Here is an 18,304-nt window from a genome sequence, read left to right on the forward strand (position 1 = left end):
TTACGCGCTCCGCTTATTCTTCGGGTTCAGGGCGCCGATGTCGATGGCGACCGGCTGCTGCGCATCGTGCGGATGCGTGGCGCCCTTGTAGACCTTGAGATGGGTCATCTGCTGGCGGCCGAGCGGACCGCGCGGAACCATGCGCTCCACGGCCTTCTCGATCACGCGCTCCGGATACTTGCCGTCGAGGATCTGGCCCTTGGAGCGGCCCTTGATCCCACCCGGATAGCCGGTGTGCCAGTAGAAGATGTCGGCGTCGCGCTTGTTGCCGGTCAGCTTCACCTTTTCCGCATTGATCACGACGATGTGGTCGCCGCAATCCATGTGGGGGGTGTAGGTCGGCTTGTTCTTGCCACGCAGGATGTTCGCCAGGATGCTGGCAAGCCGCCCGAGAACGAGGCCGTCGGCGTCAACGACGTACCACTTCTTCTCGATGTCGGTCGGCTTCAGATTGAAGGTCTTCATCGCCACACTCGTTTCTTCGAATACGGATCGGCAGGCCGCCGAATCCGGGGCGCCGAAGCGGACGGCTTTCTACGGTCCAGGGAACGCCCTGTCAACCGAAAAATTTCCATTTATAATCAATTGGTTACAAGAGCGGTAATTAGATACCGCATCAGCAAACCCATTGATTTGAAAAGAGTTTTTAGGAGGCATCATCGACACGGTAATGGGATACCGCAACGGTGACGGGGTCGTGCGGGGGGATCGAGTAGGTGCCGGTCACATGGGCGACCGGCTCCGGATCGCCTTCCGAGAAGAGCAGGATCTCGCCATAGGCCAGCCGCTTGCCCAGCTTCAGGACGCGCGCCTCGGCGACGATGGCGACGGGGGGCGGGCGGCGCAGGAAATTGATGGTCATGCTGGTGGTGACCGCCAGTTCCACCCGGCCGATCAGGCTCAGCACCGCGCCATAGAGCGCCACGTCGGCCAGACCGAACATCGCCGGGCCGGTGACGGTGCCGCCGGGACGGACGAAATCGTCCTTGTAGGGCAGGCGCAGGCGGATCGTGCCGGCGCCGAGACTGTCGACGACGATCCCGAAATTCCCGACCAGCGGAACCCCCTCGCGGATCAGGTCGGCCAGCTCCTCCTTGGTCATGGCGGGAGCGGGAGCGTCGGCGGGCATGGAAGCGGGCGTGGTGACGGACATGGAGCCTCGACCGGTGAGCTTATGATTGCGCTCCCGGACTGTGCGCCATCCCGTCCATTCGGACAAGTATGGTGCTACTCCGCCGGCTTGGCCTCGGTCGGGGCGGCTGCTTCGGGGGCCGGAGCCGGGGAGGCGTCGGGAGCGGTATCGGTGGGAGCGGTCAGGCGAATCGGCCCGCCGCCGCTGGCCGGCACGGTGCCGGCGGCCGATTCGGGCGCGGCCGCGGGAGGCGGGTCGAGCGGGACCGCCCTGATGTCCGATTTGGGCGCGTCGGGTTTGGCGGCATCGGGTTTGGGCGCTTCCGCCGCGGCGGCGTCCGGCTTGGCAACCGCCGCTTTCGCCATGTCCGGCTTGCCGGTGTCGGCTTGCGCAGGGGCAGGCTCCAGCGGCGTCGAATAGTCCGGCACGATGCGGGCCTGGCTGCCGGTGATGACCAGCACCTTCTGGCCGATGGGCAGCGGCTGCGGCTCCTTCTGGGTCAGCGACAGCAGGTCGCCGTTGGACTTGCGGACGATGTATTCCCAGCCGGTGGTGTCGCCGGCGATGTGCTCCATCGCCGTGCCGAGCAGGCCGCCGATCGCGGTGCCGCCGACGGTGCCGAGCGCGGCGTTCATGCCTCCCGATCCCACCTGCGCGCCCAGGATGCCGCCAGCCGCCCCGCCGCTGACGGCGCCCACCGTGCCGTTGGCACTGATCGCCACCTGCCGGAAGCCGACGACGACCGCCGGCTCGACCTTGTTGGCCTGCTGGACCGCGCTGGAGGCGTAGGTGTTGGGGGAATAGTCGGAGGTGCAGCCCGCGAGACCGCCGGCCACGGCGACGAACAGGCAGAATGAAACCGATCGGAGCACGGGGGATCCATCCGTATTGAGACCCGCCCAGTCTCATACGGCAAAGCCCCCCTTGCCGTCACCGGGCAAAATCCGGACTGGCCCGGAAGGCTGCGTTGCAGTGCAGCGATGGGAACGCCGCCAACGGGGAGGCATCCGCGCGCTCCGATGGAAGGAGGCTTGCCGCTTTCGGCCTAGCCCGCCGGGCGAGAGCCACGCTCCCGCCATGGAGTGCTCCCACCAGGACACGGACGCGCGATTGCCGGGCGTCGAGTACACACCGGAAATGGCGGGATGACCCACGGCGACATCCCCGCGAAAGAACTCCCCGTCATGAAGCGTATCCTGCCCGGCTCGGTGGGAGCCGTTCTGGCCCTCGTCCTGCTGCTGGCCGGGCTGGCGGCCTGGCGGCGGGCCGAGCCGGTCGATCTGACCGGCTGGCGAAGCGAACGGCTGGCCGCCTTCCAGGCCTGGCAGACCCAGCCCGGCGCCGCCGATCCGGCCGGCCGGTCCCAGGCCGTCCTTGCCGCCACCGGCAATCCGATCCGCGAGGTCTGGGACCATCCCGACGCGCCGGTGATGGTGGTGGTTCCGCCAGGCAGCTATCTCCAGGGGTCGCCGGAGACGGAGGCCGGGCGCTTCCCGGAGGAATCGCCGCAGCGGACGGTTTCGCTCCGGCAGCCTTTCGCCATCGGCAAATACCCGGTGACCCGCGGTGAATATGCCCGCTTCGTCGAGGACAGCGGCTACGAGTCGAACACCGTCTGCCGCGGCTACTCCGGCGAGACCGAGCTGCTGGCGCGCTGGCATTTCTCCTGGCGCCGGCCGGGCTTCGAGCAGACGAACCGGGAGCCGGCCGTCTGCATCGGCTGGTACGATGCGCAGGCCTATGCCGGATGGCTCAGCCGCCGCACGGGCCAGCGCTACCGCCTGCCGAGCGAGGCGGAATGGGAGTATGCCGCCCGCGCCGGCACCAGGACCGCCCGCTGGTGGGGCGAGGATCCGGCCGCCGGCTGCGATGCGGCGAACGGCGCCGACCGGAGCGCCAGGGACCGCTTCACCGATTGGGAGGTGGCGGCCTGCCGCGACGGCGCCCTGTTCACCGCCCCGGTCGGATCCTACCGGCCCAACGGCTTCGGCCTGTACGACATGCTCGGCAACGTCTGGCAGTGGGTGGAGGATTGCGCCGCAGGCAGCTATGACGGCGCCCCGGCCGACGGAGCGGCCCGCCGGGACGGCGACTGCGGCCGGCGGATGATGCGCGGCGGGTCGTGGCACAGCAACCCACGCTATGTCCGCTCGGCCATCCGCCGGGCCGACGAGCCGGGGACCGGCTATGCCGCCTACGGCATCCGGGTCGTCCGCGAGCTGTCGACCACGGTCGGCGCCTCCCCCGCCCGGTCGGCCGGGCTCGACGGCGGACCGGCGGCCGACACGCCGCGCCACTGAGCGGGAACCGGGCGGCCCGGGGATCACGGACCGGCCTTCAGCACCGCCAGCGCCGTCAGCCCTTTCACCGCATGGTCGAGGAAGGCGCGCACCCGGCCGGGCATCAGCCGGGCCGAGGGCACCACCACATGAACCGGCAGCGGTGCCGGCTCGGCGTGCGGCATCAGCCGCACCAGGGTCCCGGCGGCGATGTCGTCGGCCGCCTGATAGGACAGCGGACGCGCGATGCCGTGCCCGTCGCGCGCGGCCAGCAGGGCCGAGTCGATGTGGCTGACGGCAAGGCGCGGCGCGACCCTGACCAGCCGCTCCCGCCCATCGATCAGAAAGCGCCATTCCGGCGATCCGGAGCGGGCCGTCGAGACGATGACGTCATGCCCGGCCAGATCCTCCGGCATTTCGGGAGTGCCGCGCCGCGCCAGATAGGCGGGGCTGGCGACGAGATGACGCCCGACCTGCCCGACCCGCCGGGCGACCAGACCGGAATCGGGAAGCGGGCCGATGCGGATCGCCACGTCCAGCTCCTCCTCGATCAGGTCGAGGTTGCCGTCGGACAGCACCAGCTCGATCCGGATGTCGGGCAGGGCACGCATGAAGTCGAGGACCAGCGGCGTCACATGCTTGCGCCCGAACATCACCGGCGCGGTGATGCGCAGTCGCCCGCGCAGCGGCCGGTCGGTGCCGGTGGCGGCCAGCGCCTCGTCATAGTCGGCCAGCAGCCGGCGCGCCTGCTCCGCCAGCCGCCGCCCGGCATCGGTGGGGGCGAGATTGCGGGTGGTCCGCTCGATCAGCCGCAGGCCCAGCCGCTCCTCCAGCCCCGACAGGGCGCGGGTGACGACGGGTGCGGAGCGGCGCAGCCGCTTGGCGGCGGCGGCAAGGCTGCCGGCCTCCAGGATCGCGACGAAGATCGCCAGTTCGTCCAGCCGGTCCACGATTCTTCCAGTTTCCGAAAGAGTCCCTTTTGATCAAAGCGCATTCCTGCCGAGCCGCGCAAGTGGTTGGCTTGCCCGCATCGACCGCGCAAGACAACGGAGAACCAACCGGTGACCACCCCCGCCATCACGCTCTACGGAACGCCGCTGTCCGGCCATGTCCACCGTGTCGAAGCCTTCCTGAACATCCTCGGCCTGCCATTCCGCTATGTCGACGTGAATGCCGAGCTGCAGAAATCCGACGGTTTCCTCGCCCTCAATCCGCTTGGACAGATCCCGGTTCTTGTCGATGGCGACCTGGCCCTGGCGGATTCGACCGCGATCCTGGTCTATCTCGCCAGCCGTTACGACGGCAGCGGCCTGTGGAGCCCGAAGGCACCGGAAAAGGCCGCCCAGGTCCAGCGCTGGCTGTCGATCGCATCGGCCGAACTGCGCTTCGGACCGGCGCGGGCACGCTTCCTGACCCTGTGGGGCGGAACCACCTCCTACGCCGACGCGCAGGTACTCGCCGAACGGATCCTGCGCTTCATGGACGGGCATCTGGCAAACCGCGACTGGCTGGCGGCGGAGCGGCCGACCATCGCCGACCTCGCCTGCTACGCCTATGTCGCCCGTGCGCCGGAAGGCGGTGTGCCGCTCGATCCGTACCCTGCGGTGCGGCGCTGGCTGGAGCGGGTGGAGGCGATCCCGCGGTGCACGCCGATGCCGCATAGCACCCTTCCCATATCGTCCTGAGCCGAGCCGGTGCCCGGACAGCCTGACGCAAGCGACGTTTTGCTCCTGACGCAAGCGTCACGGCACCATCGCCAAGCGCCCCAAACTGTGCTTCGATGACGGTTCCATGACACTTGATCGATGGGTGTGTCGATGCGCAAATCCGCCTGTTCCGGGCGCTGGTCGCTGCTGTCCGGTGCGGTTGTCCTCTCCCTGCTGACCGGAACCGCGATGGCGGCGGATCCGGCTCCCCAAGGCCCGGTGCCGCAGAACGACCTGCTGAACGCCGAGCTGTGGATGCAGCGCTCGGTCGAATACAAGGCGAATGCGCTGGCGGTCTATGCGCTGGGCCGGATCCAGTTGGACAAGGCGCTGGCCGACAAGAACTGGACCGCGGCGACCGAGCAGACCGGCGCCTACCAGGACCTGCCGGCGGCGGTGGTGCTGGACCTGGACGAGACGGCGATGGACAACTCGGCCTACCAGGCCGGCCTCGTGACCACCGGCACCGACTTCTCGCCCAAGAGCTGGGATGGCTGGGTGAAGGCGGAGAAGGCGACGGCGGTGCCGGGCGCCGTGGAGTTCACACACTATGCCGAATCGAAGGGCGTCAAGGTCTTCTACGTGACCAACCGCAGCGCCGACCAGGAGGAGCCGACCCGCCGCAACGCGCAGGCGCTGGGCTTCCCGATGGGCGGCAACGTCGATACCTTCCTGATGTCCAAGGAAAAGCCGGACTGGGGATCGGCGAAGAGCACGCGGCGCGCGGCCATCGCCAAGGATTACCGGATCGTCCTGCTGTTCGGCGACAATTTCGGCGACTTCACCGACGCCTACAACGGCAGCGAGGCGGACCGGCTGAAGGCCTACGAGGCGGCGAAGGAGCATTTCGGGCGCGACTGGCTGATGCTGGCCAATCCCGGCTACGGCTCGTTCGAGAGCGCGCCCTACGGCCACAATTTCAAACTATCGGCGGACGAGAAGCGGGCCAGGAAGATCGGCGCGCTGGAACCCTGGGCGCCGGCCCAGTAAGGCGCCCGGTAAGGTGAACGACTGCGGTGCGCCGGGCTCAGAAGAGCAGGCGCACCGCCTGCACGATGACGACCCACGGCGCACCGATCATCACCGCCCAGACGGCCACCCGCGGAAGTCCGCGCATCTTGCGGATCGTCGGCTCGACGGAGGGGGCGGCTTCGAAAGAGGCGGCGTTGTAGATCGACATGGCCTGTGGCTCCGGGAGCAGGATGGCGTTGACGTCATCATGAGGTTACGATCCTTAACGACTGTTAAAGAGCCCGGGACTTGAGGCAGGCACTTGCGATGTACCGCCGTGGATAGGGCATACCTCCAATGTACAGGTTGCCGCATTCACACCGGTCCGGCGCCCCTCCTCTACCACTTTTGCGCAAGGCCGAAGTGACTTCGGAAGACTGTGTTTTTACTTCGATGCCGACGAAGCCTCCGCGTGCCATGACAAGGCTGTAATATTGCCACGAAATCAATCACATACGATTGCACGTTTGACAAAAAATAAAGCCAGGACAGTGCTTTAACAGTTTTTCCACGCCACCCCCCGAGATGTCGGCGCAAGTTTCCTCAACCCCAACGGGTTGACTCGACGAGGCCTTTGACCGATTCTGTCCTCGCCGGGATGGCGGACGTCAAGCTGTCGGCCGGCATTGGAAACATCCCCTTCGGCGAGGTCACCGCCGGCACCTGCACGGTCGCTCCGCTCCGACCGCTCGCGTACATAGTGTGGACCTGCATAAGCACCCAGCCATTTTCATGCGGAAAAAGGCCGGCGGTTTCCCCGCCGGCCTTTCTTTATCGGGCGGCTCCTTCCCGGAACCGCCATCACACCGTCAGGTACTTTCGCACCTCCTGCTCGTCCAGGCCGCTGCGCGGGCCGGACAGCATGACCTCGCCGCGTTCCATCACCACCCAATCGTCGGCGAGGTCGCGGGCGAAGTCGAAATACTGCTCGACCAGCAGGATCGCCATGGTGCCCTTGTCGCGCAGATAGCTGATCGCCCGGCCGATGTCCTTGATGATCGACGGCTGGATTCCCTCGGTCGGCTCGTCCAGCACCAGGAGGCGCGGGCGCGTCACCAGGGCGCGGCCGATGGCGAGTTGCTGCTGCTGCCCGCCCGACAGGTCGCCGCCGCGGCGCTCCAGCATCGTTTTCAGCACCGGGAACAGCTCGAACACCTCGTCGGGGATCGAGCGTTGCGAGCGCGGCAGCGGGGCGTAGCCGGTCAGCAGGTTTTCCCGCACCGTCAGCAGCGGGAAGATCTCGCGCCCCTGCGGCACATAGGCGATGCCGCGGCGCGCCCGGTCGGCCGGCGCCATCTTCGTGACGTCGGCGCCGTCCCAGCCGATGGCGCCGCCGGACACCGGCTTCAACCCGACGATGGCGCGCAACAGGCTGGATTTGCCGACGCCGTTGCGGCCAACCAGACAGGTGACCTTGCCGACCTCCGCCTTCATGGACACGCCGCGCAGGGCCTGTGCGGCGCCGTAATGCAGATCGATGGAACGAACGTCCAGCATGTTACGGCTCCTCCTCAGCGGCCGAGATAGGTGTCGATGACTTGGGCGTTGGCGCTGACCGCATCCAGCGAGCCTTCGGCCAGCACCGAGCCCTCGGCCAGCACCGTCACCTTGACGCCGAGCGCGCGGACGAAGCTCATGTCATGCTCGACCACGATCACCGAATGGCGGCCGGCGATGCTGCACAACAGTTCGGCGGTCTGTTCGGTCTCGGCGTCGGTCATGCCGGCCACCGGCTCGTCGACCAGCAGCAGCTTCGGATCCTGGGCCAGCAGCATGCCGATCTCCAGCCACTGCTTCTGCCCGTGCGACAGGCTGCCGGCCTGGCGGGCACGCAGGGCCGACAGGCGGGTGATGTCCAGGATCTCCTCGATCCGGGCGCGGTCGTCGCGGCTGATTGCATAGGTCAGCGTCTTCAGCGGCCGGCGCGGCGCCTTCAGCGCCAGCTCCAGATTGTCCCACACCGTATGCGGCTCGAACACGGTGGGGCGCTGGAACTTGCGGCCGATGCCGAGATTGGCGATGGCCGCCTCGCGCAGCTTCGTCAGGTCGGTGCCGCCCTCGAACAGGATGGTGCCGGTGTCGGGCCGGGTCTTGCCGGTGATGACGTCCATCATCGTCGTCTTGCCGGCGCCGTTCGGACCGATGATCGCCCGCATCTCGCCCGGCATCATCACCAGCGACAGGCTGTTCAGCGCCCGGAAGCCATCGAAGCTGACCGACACGCCGTCGAGATAGAGAAGGGTCGATTCCGCGCTCATGGGTCAGGCTCCCTTCTGGTCGGCGGCATGGCCATTTGAAAGAGTGGGGCCATTGGGAAGGGTGGGAGGAAGAGCGGCGGTCTTGCGGCCGGGCATCCTCGCGGCCAACTGGCCCCACAGGCCCAGCAGGCCCTTGGGCAGGAACAGGGTCACCGCCACGAACAGGCCGCCCAACGCGAACAGCCACAGCTCCGGCAGGGCGCCGGTGAAATAGCTCTTGCCCATGTTGACCAGCACCGCGCCCAGGATGGCGCCGGCCAGCGTGCCGCGCCCGCCGACGGCGACCCAGATCACCGCCTCGATCGAGCTGGCCGGGGCGAATTCCGAGGGGTTGATGATGCCGACCTGCGGGACGTAGAGGGCGCCGGCGACGCCGGCCATGCAGGCCGACAGGGTCCAGGCGAACAGCTTGTAGCTTTCGGTGTCGTAGCCCATGAAGCGCACGCGGCTCTCGGCGTCGCGCAGCGCCACCAGCACCTTGCCCAGCTTGGAGGCGATGACGCCCGACGCGATCATGTAGGACAGCGCCAGCGCCGCGACGGTCGCCACGAACAGCGCCACGCGGGTGGTGCTGGCCTGGATGTCGTAGCCGAGGATGTCCTTGAAGTCGGTCAGGCCGTTGTTGCCGCCGAAGCCCATGTCGTTGCGGAAGAAGGCCAGCAACAGGGCGAAGGTCAGCGCCTGGGTGATGATCGACAGGTAGACGCCGGTGACGCGGCTGCGGAAGGCGAACCAGCCGAAGGCGAAGGCCAGCAGCCCCGGCACCAGCAGCACCATCAGCGCCGCAAACCAGAACTGGTCGAAGCCCAGCCAGTACCAGGGCAGCTCGGTCCAGTTCAGGAAGACCATGAAATCGGGCAGTTCCGGGTTGCCGTAGACGCCGCGCGGCCCGATCTGCCGCATGAGGTACATGCCCATGGCGTAGCCGCCGAGCGCGAAGAAGGCGGCATGGCCGAGCGACAGGATGCCGCAATAGCCCCAGACCAGATCGAGCGCCAGCGCCAGCAGCGCGAAGCACAGGTATTTGCCGAGCAGCGAGACGGTGAAGATCGACAGGTGGAAGGGCGAGTCCGCCGGAACCCACAGCGTCATCACCGGGACCGCGACCGCCAGGAGTGCCAGGATCGTCAGCACGATCCCGGCCTTGCGGTCCAGCCCCAACAGGAAAAAGCGCAGCAGCATCGGTCAGGCCTCCACCGAGCGGCCCTTCAGCGCGAACAGGCCGCGCGGACGCCGTTGGATGAACAGGATGATGAAGATCAGCACCAGGATCTTGCCCAGCACCGCCCCGGCATAGGGCTCCAGGAACTTGTTCATGGTCCCCAGCGTCAGGGCGCCGACCAGCGTGCCCCACAGGTTGCCCACCCCGCCGAACACCACGACCATGAAGCTGTCGAGGATGTAGCCCTGGCCGAGGTTCGGGCTGACATTGTCGATCTGGCTCAGCGCCACCCCGGCCAGCCCGGCGATGCCGGACCCCAGCCCGAAGGTCAGCGCGTCGACCCTGGCGGTGCGGATGCCCATGGCGTTGGCCATCGGCCGGTTCTGCGTCACCGCCCGGATCGACAGGCCGAACCAGGTGCGCTTGAGCGCCACCAGCAGGGCCGCGAAGACGGCGAAGGCGAAGATGACGATCCACAGCCGGCCATAGGTGATGGTCAGTCCGCCCAGTTCGAAGGCGCCGGACATCCAGCTCGGCGCACCGACCTCGCGGTTGGTCGGGCCGAAGATGCTGCGCACCGCCTGCTGCAGAGCCAGCGACAGGCCCCAGGTCGCCAGCAGCGTCTCCAGCGGGCGGCCATAGAGCCAGCGGATCACGCTGCGCTCGATGACGATGCCGACGCCGCCGGACACGATGAAGGCGGCGGGCAGCGCCACCAGGATCGACAGGTCGAACAGGCCGGGGGCATGGGCGCGGAAGGCCTCCTGCACCAGGAAGGTGGTGTAGGCGCCGATCATCACCATCTCGCCATGGGCCATGTTGATGACGCCCATCACGCCGAAGGTGACGGCCAGCCCGATGGCGGCCAGCAGCAACACCGAGCCGAGCGACAGCCCGTACCAGAGATTCTGCAGCGCGGCCCAGAAGGCCAGCTTCTGTTCAAGGGTTGAGATGGCGGAGGCCGCCGACTTCTTGGTGATTTCCGAGGCGCCGGAGCCGGCGACCATGTTCAGCAGCACCAGCGCGTCGCGGTCGCCGCGGGCGGCCAGCGTGTCGGCGGCGGCCTGGATTTCGGCGTCGGTCATCTTCGCCGCGGCATCGCCGGTCAGCAGGATGGCGGCGCGCGCCTGCTCCATGGCGGCGCGGACACCCTTGTCCTGCTCCTTGGCGATGGCGGCGGCCAGCGTCTCCAGCGCCGCGGGGTCGCGGCTCTTGAACACCGCATCGGCGGCGGAGCGGCGGACGCCCACGTCGGGGCTCATCAGGGTGAGCGCGCCCAGCGACGCATTGATCGCGCGGCGCAGCGAATTGTTGATGCGGATTTTCGTGACGTCCGCCGACGCGGCCTGACCGAGCGAGGCACCGCTCAGCGGGTCGGTCAGGACAAAGGCGTCGCCGGCCTTGCGGGCGATCACCACGGAATTGTCGGACTTGCGGACGTGGAGATCGCCGGCCTGGAGTGCCTCGATCACCGGCACGGCTGCCGGGTCGCCGGCCTCGGACAACTGCTCCAGCGCCTTTTCGGTTCCGGAATAGCCGCCGCTGCCCAGGGCCTGGACGAGGGGACGCAAATCGATTGTTTGGGGATCGGCGGCGAACGCGGCGGTCGATGTGGCGACCACCACCACGCAGACGGCCATCAGCCAGCGGAGAACGCGTCGCATCGCAGGTCCTTCGGTGCGGGGGGCGGATGTCGGGGCGGTTCAAAAAAGCGCTGACGCTTGCCCCCTCCCTAACCCTCCCCCGCTCTCGGCGGACCGAAGGTCGGTCCGATGCGGTGGAGGGGATCTCTCCCTCTCCCGCGTCAGCGGGGGAGGGCCGGGGAGGGAGCAGGCGTCGCGACCACTCAGACGATCAGGATCAGACAGTCAGCGACCGCCAGCCCTCAGGTCCCCTTGCCGCCGCACTTGCCGGTCTTCACGTTGAAGTTGCCGCAGGACATCGGCTTGCGCCAGTCGGCGATCAGGTCCTTGCTGTCCGGCAGGAAATCCGACCACTCGTCGCCGGGGACCAGGCCCGGGGTCTTGGAGACGACGTCGAACTGGCCGTTCTCCTGCACTTCGCCGATCAGCACCGGCTTGGTGATGTGGTGGTTCGGCAGCATCGCCGAATAGCCGCCGGTCAGGTTGGGGACCGACACGCCGACCATGGCGTCGATGACCTTGTCCTGGTCGGTGGTGCCGGCCGCCTCGACCGCCTTCACCCACATGTTGAAGCCGATATAGTGGGCTTCCATCGGGTCGTTGGTGACGCGCTTGTCGTTCTTGGTGTAGGCCTTCCAGGCCTTGATGAAGTCGCTGTTCGCCGGCGTCTCGACCGACTGGAAGTAGTTCCACGCGGCCAGATGGCCCAGCAGCGGCTTGGTGTCGATGCCGGCCAGCTCTTCCTCGCCGACCGAGAAGGCGACGACCGGGATGTCTTCGGCCTTCACGCCCTGGTTGCCCAGTTCCTTGTAGAAGGGAACGTTGGCATCGCCGTTGATGGTGGAGACCACCGCGGTCTTCTTGCCGCCCGAGCCGAACTTCTTGATGTCCGCCACGATCGACTGCCAGTCGGAATGACCGAACGGCGTGTAGTTGATCATGATGTCCTCGGGCTTGACGCCCTTGCCCTTCAGGTAGGCCTCGAGGATCTTGTTGGTCGTGCGCGGATAGACGTAGTCGGTGCCGGCCAGGACCCAGCGCTGCACCTTCTCCTTCTGCATCAGATAGTCGACCGCCGGGATCGCCTGCTGGTTCGGGGCGGCGCCGGTGTAGAAGACGTTGCGCGAGGATTCCTCGCCCTCATACTGGACCGGGTAGAAGAGGATGTTGTTCAGTTCCTCGAACACCGGCAGCACCGACTTGCGGCTGACCGAGGTCCAGCAGCCGAACACGGCCGACACCTTGTCCTTGCTGATCAGCTCGCGCGCCTTCTCGGCGAACAGCGGCCAGTTGGAGGCCGGATCGACCACCACCGGCTCCAGCTTCTTGCCCAGCAGGCCGCCCTTCTTGTTCTGCTCGTCGATCAGCATCAGCATGACGTCCTTCAGGGTCGTCTCGCTGATCGCCATCGTGCCGGACAGGGAGTGCAGGATGCCCACCTTGATCGTGTCCTGCGCCATCGCCGGCGCGGACATCGCCGCCATCGCGCCCATGGCCAGGCCGGCCAGACCGGCGATCCCGAACGTCGACGTCAGTTGCTTGGTCCGCATGAAGTTGCCCCCTTCCTTGTCGGCGCCCCGGTTGCTCCGGGGCTTCACCACATCGTCGGAAGAAAGGCTACCGCGCATGCGAAAAGGCGTATCTACGTCAAATGACACATACGGTCCGCGCCCTGGAGTTCCGGCGGCACGGCGCACGAAGAGCCGGAATAAAGCCGGCCCGGCGGCGTCAACCGATCGTGACCAGCGCTTGTAACGGCCGGCGGGGTGGGCGAACGATGCCGCGATGCATGGGAGCAACAGTATGACGAACAGACCTTCCGTCACCAAATGTCACTTGCGGATTCAGGAAGGCTTGTCGAAGGATACCGCGTCCGATCATTCCTGTTCACGTTCCGGTCCAGTCGCCATGCATGATACCCGCCGCCCGATCTCCCGCCGCTCCGCCGCCCTGCTGATGGTCGGCGGGTTGGTCGGCGTCGTCCTGAGCGGTCCGGCGCTGGCCGCATCGCCGAAGCAGGCGGCGCACGCCGCCAAGCCGTCGTTGGTCGGCGGATGGGCCGCGGCGCTGGAACAGCGCGCGCTGGAGATCCAGAGCGCGCCCAAGGCGCCGGCCACCCGCATCGGCTACGGCGCGGTGGTCAAGAAGGGCGACGGTGGCATGATCGAGAGCGTCGCCCCGGCGGTCGACGTGCCGCCGCCCGACATCCAGGCGCAGGCCCCCACCCTGCCCGGCCTCGCTCCGGTCGAGCCGGCGCCGCCTGTGGTGTTCACCGTGCGCTCGCCGCTGGCCGACCGCGTTGGCAAGGTCGCCCGCCGCCTGACCGAGCTTGGCTACCTGCCCGCCGACAAGTGGGCGGACAGCTTCAACGACGACGTCGATGCCGCCGTGCGCGCCTTCCAGCTGTCCGAAGGGCTGCAACCCGACGGCAAGGTCGGCGAGGTGACGCGCCAGGCGCTCGACCGCACCCCGGCGCAGACGGTGGCGCTGCTGCGCCGCGCCGCCGCGGCGATGCGGGCGCAGCAGGCGTCGATCCCCGAGACCACGGTGCTGGTCAACCTGCCTGGCCAGTCGGTCACCCTGATCGAGCATGGCCGCCCCACCTTCACCATGCGGGCGGTGGTCGGCCGGCCGTCGCGCAAGACGCCGCTGCTGCAGGACAAGATCACCAGCGTCACCATCAACCCGACCTGGACCGTCCCGCCGACGGTGCTGAGCGAGGACAAGCTGCCGGCCCTGCGCAAGAAGGGCACCACCGGCATCAAGAACGCCGTCGTCTATCTGGACGGGTCGGAGGTCGTCACCCAGTCGGTCAACTGGTGGGCGGTCGATCCGGGCCGCATCCGCATCGTCCAGAAGCCGGGCGACGACAACGCGCTGGGCCGCTTCCGCTTCAACCTGACCAACGGCGACGGCATCTTCCTGCACGGCACCAACGATCCCAAGCTGTTCAGCCGCGACCTGCGCGCCGCCAGCTCCGGCTGCGTCCGGCTGGAGGATGCCCGCTTGATGGCGGAGACGCTGCTGGGCGCCGCCCGGCTGACGCCGGCCTCGATCGGCCAGCAGCTCGACACCGGCGAGACCAAGACGATCCGGCTGCCGACCGCGATCCCGGTGCGCTTCGTCTATTGGAACGCCTCGGTCGACACCTCCGGCGTCGTGCGCGTCCATCCCGACATCTACGAGGATCCGCCCACGTTGGCCACCCCGTCGGCCCCGTCGGCAGGCACCAATGGTACGGGCAATCCGGCATCGGCCGTGACCCCGGCGTCGACGCCGCGGCCGCTGAGCAAGCCGGCGCCGTTGCCGATCCCGTCGGCGCATTTGCCGACGCCGCTGTCGTCGGCGTCGGTCTCCGCCCCGGTCAAGCCGCTCCCGACCCCGACGGGGATGTGAGCCGGGGAGGAAACCGGAGGTGAGAATCGACCGGATCGACCATTTCGTGCTGACCGTCGCCTCCATCGAGGCGACCTGCGCCTTCTACCGCGACGTGCTGGGGATGGAGGTCGTCACCTTCGCCGGGGGCCGTCGCGCCCTCGCCTTCGGGGCGCAGAAGATCAATCTGCACGAGGTAGGCCGGGAGTTCGAGCCGAAGGCCGCGCGTCCGGCCGCCGGCGCCGGCGATTTCTGCCTGATCGCCGAAACGCCGCTGGAGGAGGTGATCGCCCATCTCCAAAACCGCGGCGTCGCGATCGAGGAGGGTCCGGTCCCGCGCACCGGCGCCACTGGAGCGATCCGCTCAGTCTATTTCCGCGACCCGGACGACAATCTGGTCGAGGTCGCCACCTACGCCTGATATCCCTCGCGGTCGTCGAACTCGCCGGTCGCCGCCATGATGGCGGTCCGCAGCCGGTCGGCCTTGGCCGGGCCGGCGACCAGCTCCAGCAGCCGCAGGGCATAGAACAGGTTGATCTCCGCCGTCTCCGCAGCGTCGGGATCGGCCGCCACCGCGGGATAGCCGGCCAACAGGGCCTGGGCGCGGCTTTGCAGACCCTTTTCCATCGATGCCACCGCATCCTTCAGCGGCTGGTGCAGGCCGAGCGCGTCGGCCAGCCCCTCGCACCGGCGCAGGGCGCGGGCATGGTCCTCCGCCGCGGCCTGGAGGGTCTCATCGACGGGGACCGGACGGCCATGGTCGGCCGGGGCGGCGACCGCGGTCAGGATGCCCTGGGGCGCGGTGTCGAGCACATTGCCGGCGACCATGGTCCGCACCGCCGCTTTCACCGCATCCAGCCGCCCGCGGTAAGCCGGTTCGGCCAGGACTTCCACCGCGGCCGAGGTGGTATCGACGCTGGCCACCAGCCGCTCGGCGATCGCCACCGCCTCTTCCGGCGAGACGGCGGCGGGGCCGCTTCCGACTCCCCCCTCCCCCTTGCCGCCGGCGCCGCCGAAACGGGCGGCCCGTTCCTCCAGATCGGTGACGACCAGCCCGCCGAGCCGGGCGACGATCGCCGGCTGTTCCCACCGCGCCTTGCCGAGGTCGAGCCCGTCCAGCGCCACCAGGAGATCAGCCGGCGTGCCGAGCCGCGAGGCGGCGACCAGCAGCAGGTGATGGACCAGCCCCGTCGACTGGCGCGCCACCGCCTGGGCCGCCTGCTCGATGGCGGCGAGATGGCTGTCCTCAAGAACTGGCAGCGGCCTGGGCGACAGCGTATCCTTCAGCGCCTCGATCGTCAGACCGATCTCCAGGAAGGCGGCGACGTCCTGCGCCTGACGATGCATCCCCTCGTCACCATGAAGCAGGCGCCACATTCCCTGGCGCGCGGCATCCTGGTCCGTCGCGCCGCGGATCGCCCCGGGGATCGCCTCGCGGATCACCTGGGCGGCCATCGGCCACAGCCGGCGCCCGATGTTGCGCAGGGCGTTGAGGTTGCCGGGCGCCGCCTCCTGCACCTGACGGTCGAGCTGGTCGAGCTGGTGGCGGTCGCCATACTCCGTCACCAGACGCCAGACCGGTTCGATCACCCGCCGTTCGATGTGGCCCAGCGGCATGTCGGCCACGCCGAAGCCTTCCAGCACATCCTCGAACGGCATGCACAGCACGCGTTTCAGCGTCGGGCGGCGGTCGGGGCGGACCTGGGCCAGGCGCGGGCGGATGGCGGCGAAGGTCTGGCGCACGTCGGGATGGTCGCGCACCCGCTCCAGCAGGCGGACGACCTCGACGAACTTGTCCTCGGGAATGTCGAACAGCCGGCTCTCCAGCCCCGGCAGACGGTCGGCGGCTTGGGGGCCTGGGGGCCTGGGCTTTTCCCTTGCGGTCATGGCACGCGGGCCTTCACCGCCTCGATCCGCCGGATGGCGTCGATGTCCATCCGGCCGGTGCGCCAATCCTCCAGCATGCGGACGGACCGGCGATGCGCCGGCTTGACCTCCTTGGACTCCGCCATCAGGTCGCGGCTGCACTCCTTGCGCGGCAACAGCGGCAGGATGCGGAACAGGTCGTTGACCGTCGCCGCCTGCTGCTGCCGGCTTTCGGCCTGCACCACCTCCCACGCGCCGGTGATGTGGCTCCAGCCGTCGAGCAGCCACGCCATGCGGGCGGCCTGGGCGCGCAGCTGAACGATCTCGCGGTCCCAAGCCTGGAGCAGCGGACCGATCGCCCCGATCCGCCGGTGGAATTCGGCCAGCACCGCCTCGCCGATGCCGATGGTGTGCTGCGCCACCTCCGCGCAGAAGACGGCGACCGGGGCCGCGTCGCCCGGCACCGCATGTGCCCAATCGGTCATGCTGTCGCGGAAGCTCTTCAGGTCGGTCAGGCCACGCACCAGCCGTCCGGGCCTGGGCGAGTGCGCCAGCCCGACCGGGGCGGTCACCGCGGCGACGTCGGCCAGCCGGGCATAGAGCAGCGCGGCGTCCATCGCCAGACTTTCCGCCGCCCTGGTCATCAGCTCTCGGGTCAGCCGCTGCCCCTCGTCGGTGTCGAGGCCGGCCCTCAGCATCTCCGGCGATTCCAGGCCGACCGCCTTCAGGATCGCCAGGATCAGCAGGTAATGGGTGAGGGTTCCCTGTTCCTCGTCCTCGTCCAGGGCGCGGCGGGCCGCCTGCGCCGCCTGCGGCCCGGCCAGTCCGCGGCGCGCCGCCCTCAGCGTCGCCCGGCGGATCTCATGGGGGGAACAGGCCTCCTCCTTCACGATCAAGTCGTGGAGGTAACGGTCGTGCATGGTCATCGACACCATCTCCGGCACCGCCTTCCAGGCGACGACATAGATGCCCATGCCCTGCGACAGGCTGGGGATCAGCACCTCCAGCTTGGAGCGCTCTCCGCGCCGCACCCGGGTCTGGGACAGCAGCGGCGTGGTGAAGGCCACCGCGGCGCCCCGCTCCTCGAAGGTCGACGGCGCGTATTCCATCGCACCTTTCAACATGATCGCAGTTCCGGATTCGCCTGACCGTTCTCTTCAAGCGGTGCTGGTCCCATCGGCAGAGGACCGGGCCACAGCCATGCTTCCATTATTACAACGTCGTAAGAAAGGCAGGTGGAACCAATTTGTCGAAAATTGTAGCGTCATACGACGCCTTGTCACGCTCCGCAACATACGGGGATAGGCGCGACCGCCGCCGGGCCGCCCGTTCATCCGGGAGTTTCATCAAGCCGGCCGGAAAGCGCCGAACCGGCGACGGCCCTTGCGCTTTGCGCGGCGACCGGACAATTTGGGCACGACGGTTCGGGCGGACGTCATGCCGCCAGACAAAGGGAGAGACAGAGGGTGAAGAACATCGGCATCGTGCTCGGACGGTTCCACCGCAAAGAGGTGGAAGAGATGCTGGACGAGGCACGCAGCGTGGCCGCCCGCCGTGGGCTCGGCATCGTGGCGGAGGTTTGGGTTCCCGGCTCGATGGAAAAGCCGCTGGCGGTCAAGCGTCTGCTGCTGCGCGACGACGTCGCCGGGGCGGTGGCGCTGGGCATCATCGAACGCGGCGAGACCGAACATGGCAACGTCATGGGCCATGCCGTCATCGGAAGCCTGATCGACCTGCAGCTCCAGTTCATGAAGCCGGTCGGCGTCGGCATCCTCGGCCCGGGCATCAACCCGTCGCAGATCCCGCCGCGCATCCGCCCCTATGCCGCCGCCGCGGTGGAGGCCTGCGCCGACCTGATCGAGCAGGGCTGAC

18 protein-coding genes are annotated in these 18,304 nt (G+C 68.3%); 6 read left to right on the top strand and 12 right to left on the bottom strand.

Annotated features, from left to right (window positions below):
* From rplM to AL072_RS21465, 3 genes are all read right to left on the bottom strand, one after another.
* Positions 1–465, bottom strand: coding sequence for a 50S ribosomal protein L13 (gene rplM / locus AL072_RS21455; protein WP_045584241.1), 465 nt, complete (start codon positions 463–465; stop codon positions 1–3).
* Between the two features lie 181 nt (positions 466–646).
* The gene (locus AL072_RS21460; protein WP_245636910.1) at positions 647–1,153 is read right to left on the bottom strand and encodes a PaaI family thioesterase; all 507 of its coding nucleotides are present in this window, start codon (positions 1,151–1,153) and stop codon (positions 647–649) included.
* Positions 1,154–1,227: 74 nt separating this feature from the next.
* A complete protein-coding gene (locus AL072_RS21465; protein WP_045584242.1) occupies positions 1,228–2,004 on the bottom strand; it encodes an outer membrane lipoprotein in 777 nt (258 codons plus the stop codon).
* Positions 2,005–2,316: 312 nt separating this feature from the next.
* Between AL072_RS21465 and AL072_RS21470 the strand changes: the two genes are divergently transcribed.
* Positions 2,317–3,432, top strand: a complete 1,116-nt coding sequence (locus AL072_RS21470) for a formylglycine-generating enzyme family protein (protein ID WP_082109229.1) — start codon at positions 2,317–2,319, stop codon at positions 3,430–3,432.
* 23 nt (positions 3,433–3,455) lie between these two features.
* On the opposite strand, the gene AL072_RS21475 is transcribed toward AL072_RS21470, so the two are convergent.
* Positions 3,456–4,361, bottom strand: a complete 906-nt coding sequence (locus AL072_RS21475; protein WP_045584243.1) for a LysR family transcriptional regulator — start codon at positions 4,359–4,361, stop codon at positions 3,456–3,458.
* A gap of 111 nt (positions 4,362–4,472) precedes the next feature.
* On the opposite strand from AL072_RS21475, the gene AL072_RS21480 reads away from it, so the two are divergent.
* Together AL072_RS21480 and AL072_RS21485 are read left to right on the top strand one after the other, a co-directional pair.
* Complete coding sequence (locus AL072_RS21480; protein WP_045584244.1) at positions 4,473–5,096, top strand: glutathione S-transferase family protein; 624 nt, start codon at positions 4,473–4,475, stop codon at positions 5,094–5,096.
* Between the two features lie 132 nt (positions 5,097–5,228).
* Positions 5,229–6,107 carry a 5'-nucleotidase, lipoprotein e(P4) family gene (locus tag AL072_RS21485; RefSeq protein ID WP_045584639.1) on the top strand — a complete coding sequence of 293 codons (879 nt, stop codon included), beginning with the start codon at positions 5,229–5,231 and terminating at the stop codon, positions 6,105–6,107.
* Positions 6,108–6,144: 37 nt separating this feature from the next.
* Here the strand turns inward: AL072_RS21485 and AL072_RS35230 are convergent, their stop codons facing one another.
* The 6 genes from AL072_RS35230 to urtA form a co-directional block, all read right to left on the bottom strand.
* Positions 6,145–6,297 carry a hypothetical protein gene (locus AL072_RS35230; RefSeq protein ID WP_167543395.1) on the bottom strand — a complete coding sequence of 51 codons (153 nt, stop codon included), beginning with the start codon at positions 6,295–6,297 and terminating at the stop codon, positions 6,145–6,147.
* A 632-nt stretch (positions 6,298–6,929) separates the two neighbouring features.
* Entirely contained in the window at positions 6,930–7,625 is a 696-nt protein-coding gene (gene urtE, locus AL072_RS21490) for an urea ABC transporter ATP-binding subunit UrtE (protein WP_045584245.1), read from the bottom strand.
* A 14-nt stretch (positions 7,626–7,639) separates the two neighbouring features.
* A complete protein-coding gene (gene urtD / locus AL072_RS21495; RefSeq protein WP_045584246.1) occupies positions 7,640–8,386 on the bottom strand; it encodes an urea ABC transporter ATP-binding protein UrtD in 747 nt (248 codons plus the stop codon).
* A 3-nt stretch (positions 8,387–8,389) separates the two neighbouring features.
* Complete coding sequence (urtC, locus tag AL072_RS21500; protein WP_045584247.1) at positions 8,390–9,568, bottom strand: urea ABC transporter permease subunit UrtC; 1,179 nt, start codon at positions 9,566–9,568, stop codon at positions 8,390–8,392.
* A 3-nt stretch (positions 9,569–9,571) separates the two neighbouring features.
* On the bottom strand, positions 9,572–11,212 hold the full coding sequence (urtB, locus tag AL072_RS21505; RefSeq protein ID WP_045584248.1) for an urea ABC transporter permease subunit UrtB: 1,641 nt from the start codon (positions 11,210–11,212) through the stop codon (positions 9,572–9,574).
* Between the two features lie 221 nt (positions 11,213–11,433).
* Positions 11,434–12,741 (bottom strand): urea ABC transporter substrate-binding protein, encoded by a 1,308-nt coding sequence (gene urtA / locus AL072_RS21510; RefSeq protein ID WP_144428328.1) that lies wholly within the window; start codon positions 12,739–12,741, stop codon positions 11,434–11,436.
* Positions 12,742–13,099: 358 nt separating this feature from the next.
* Here urtA and AL072_RS21515 point away from each other — a divergent pair, with 358 nt between their 5' ends.
* Both AL072_RS21515 and AL072_RS21520 read left to right on the top strand, forming a co-directional pair.
* Positions 13,100–14,587 carry a L,D-transpeptidase family protein gene (locus tag AL072_RS21515; protein WP_045584249.1) on the top strand — a complete coding sequence of 496 codons (1,488 nt, stop codon included), beginning with the start codon at positions 13,100–13,102 and terminating at the stop codon, positions 14,585–14,587.
* 19 nt (positions 14,588–14,606) lie between these two features.
* Entirely contained in the window at positions 14,607–14,987 is a 381-nt protein-coding gene (locus AL072_RS21520; RefSeq protein ID WP_045584250.1) for a VOC family protein, read from the top strand.
* Here the strand turns inward: AL072_RS21520 and AL072_RS21525 are convergent.
* The gene (locus AL072_RS21525) at positions 14,978–16,453 is read right to left on the bottom strand and encodes a hypothetical protein (protein WP_045584251.1); all 1,476 of its coding nucleotides are present in this window, start codon (positions 16,451–16,453) and stop codon (positions 14,978–14,980) included. The genes AL072_RS21520 and AL072_RS21525 overlap by 10 nt on opposite strands.
* Entirely contained in the window at positions 16,450–17,556 is a 1,107-nt protein-coding gene (locus AL072_RS21530) for a hypothetical protein (RefSeq protein ID WP_045584252.1), read from the bottom strand. The genes AL072_RS21525 and AL072_RS21530 overlap by 4 nt, the downstream gene beginning before the upstream one ends.
* Positions 17,557–17,898: 342 nt before the next feature.
* Here AL072_RS21530 and AL072_RS21535 point away from each other — a divergent pair, with 342 nt between their 5' ends.
* Entirely contained in the window at positions 17,899–18,303 is a 405-nt protein-coding gene (locus AL072_RS21535) for a 6,7-dimethyl-8-ribityllumazine synthase (protein ID WP_082109183.1), read from the top strand.
* The last annotated feature ends 1 nt before the right edge of the window (position 18,304 follow it).

Origin of the sequence: Azospirillum thiophilum (genome assembly GCF_001305595.1) — a bacterium.
Lineage (GTDB): Bacteria > Pseudomonadota > Alphaproteobacteria > Azospirillales > Azospirillaceae > Azospirillum > Azospirillum thiophilum.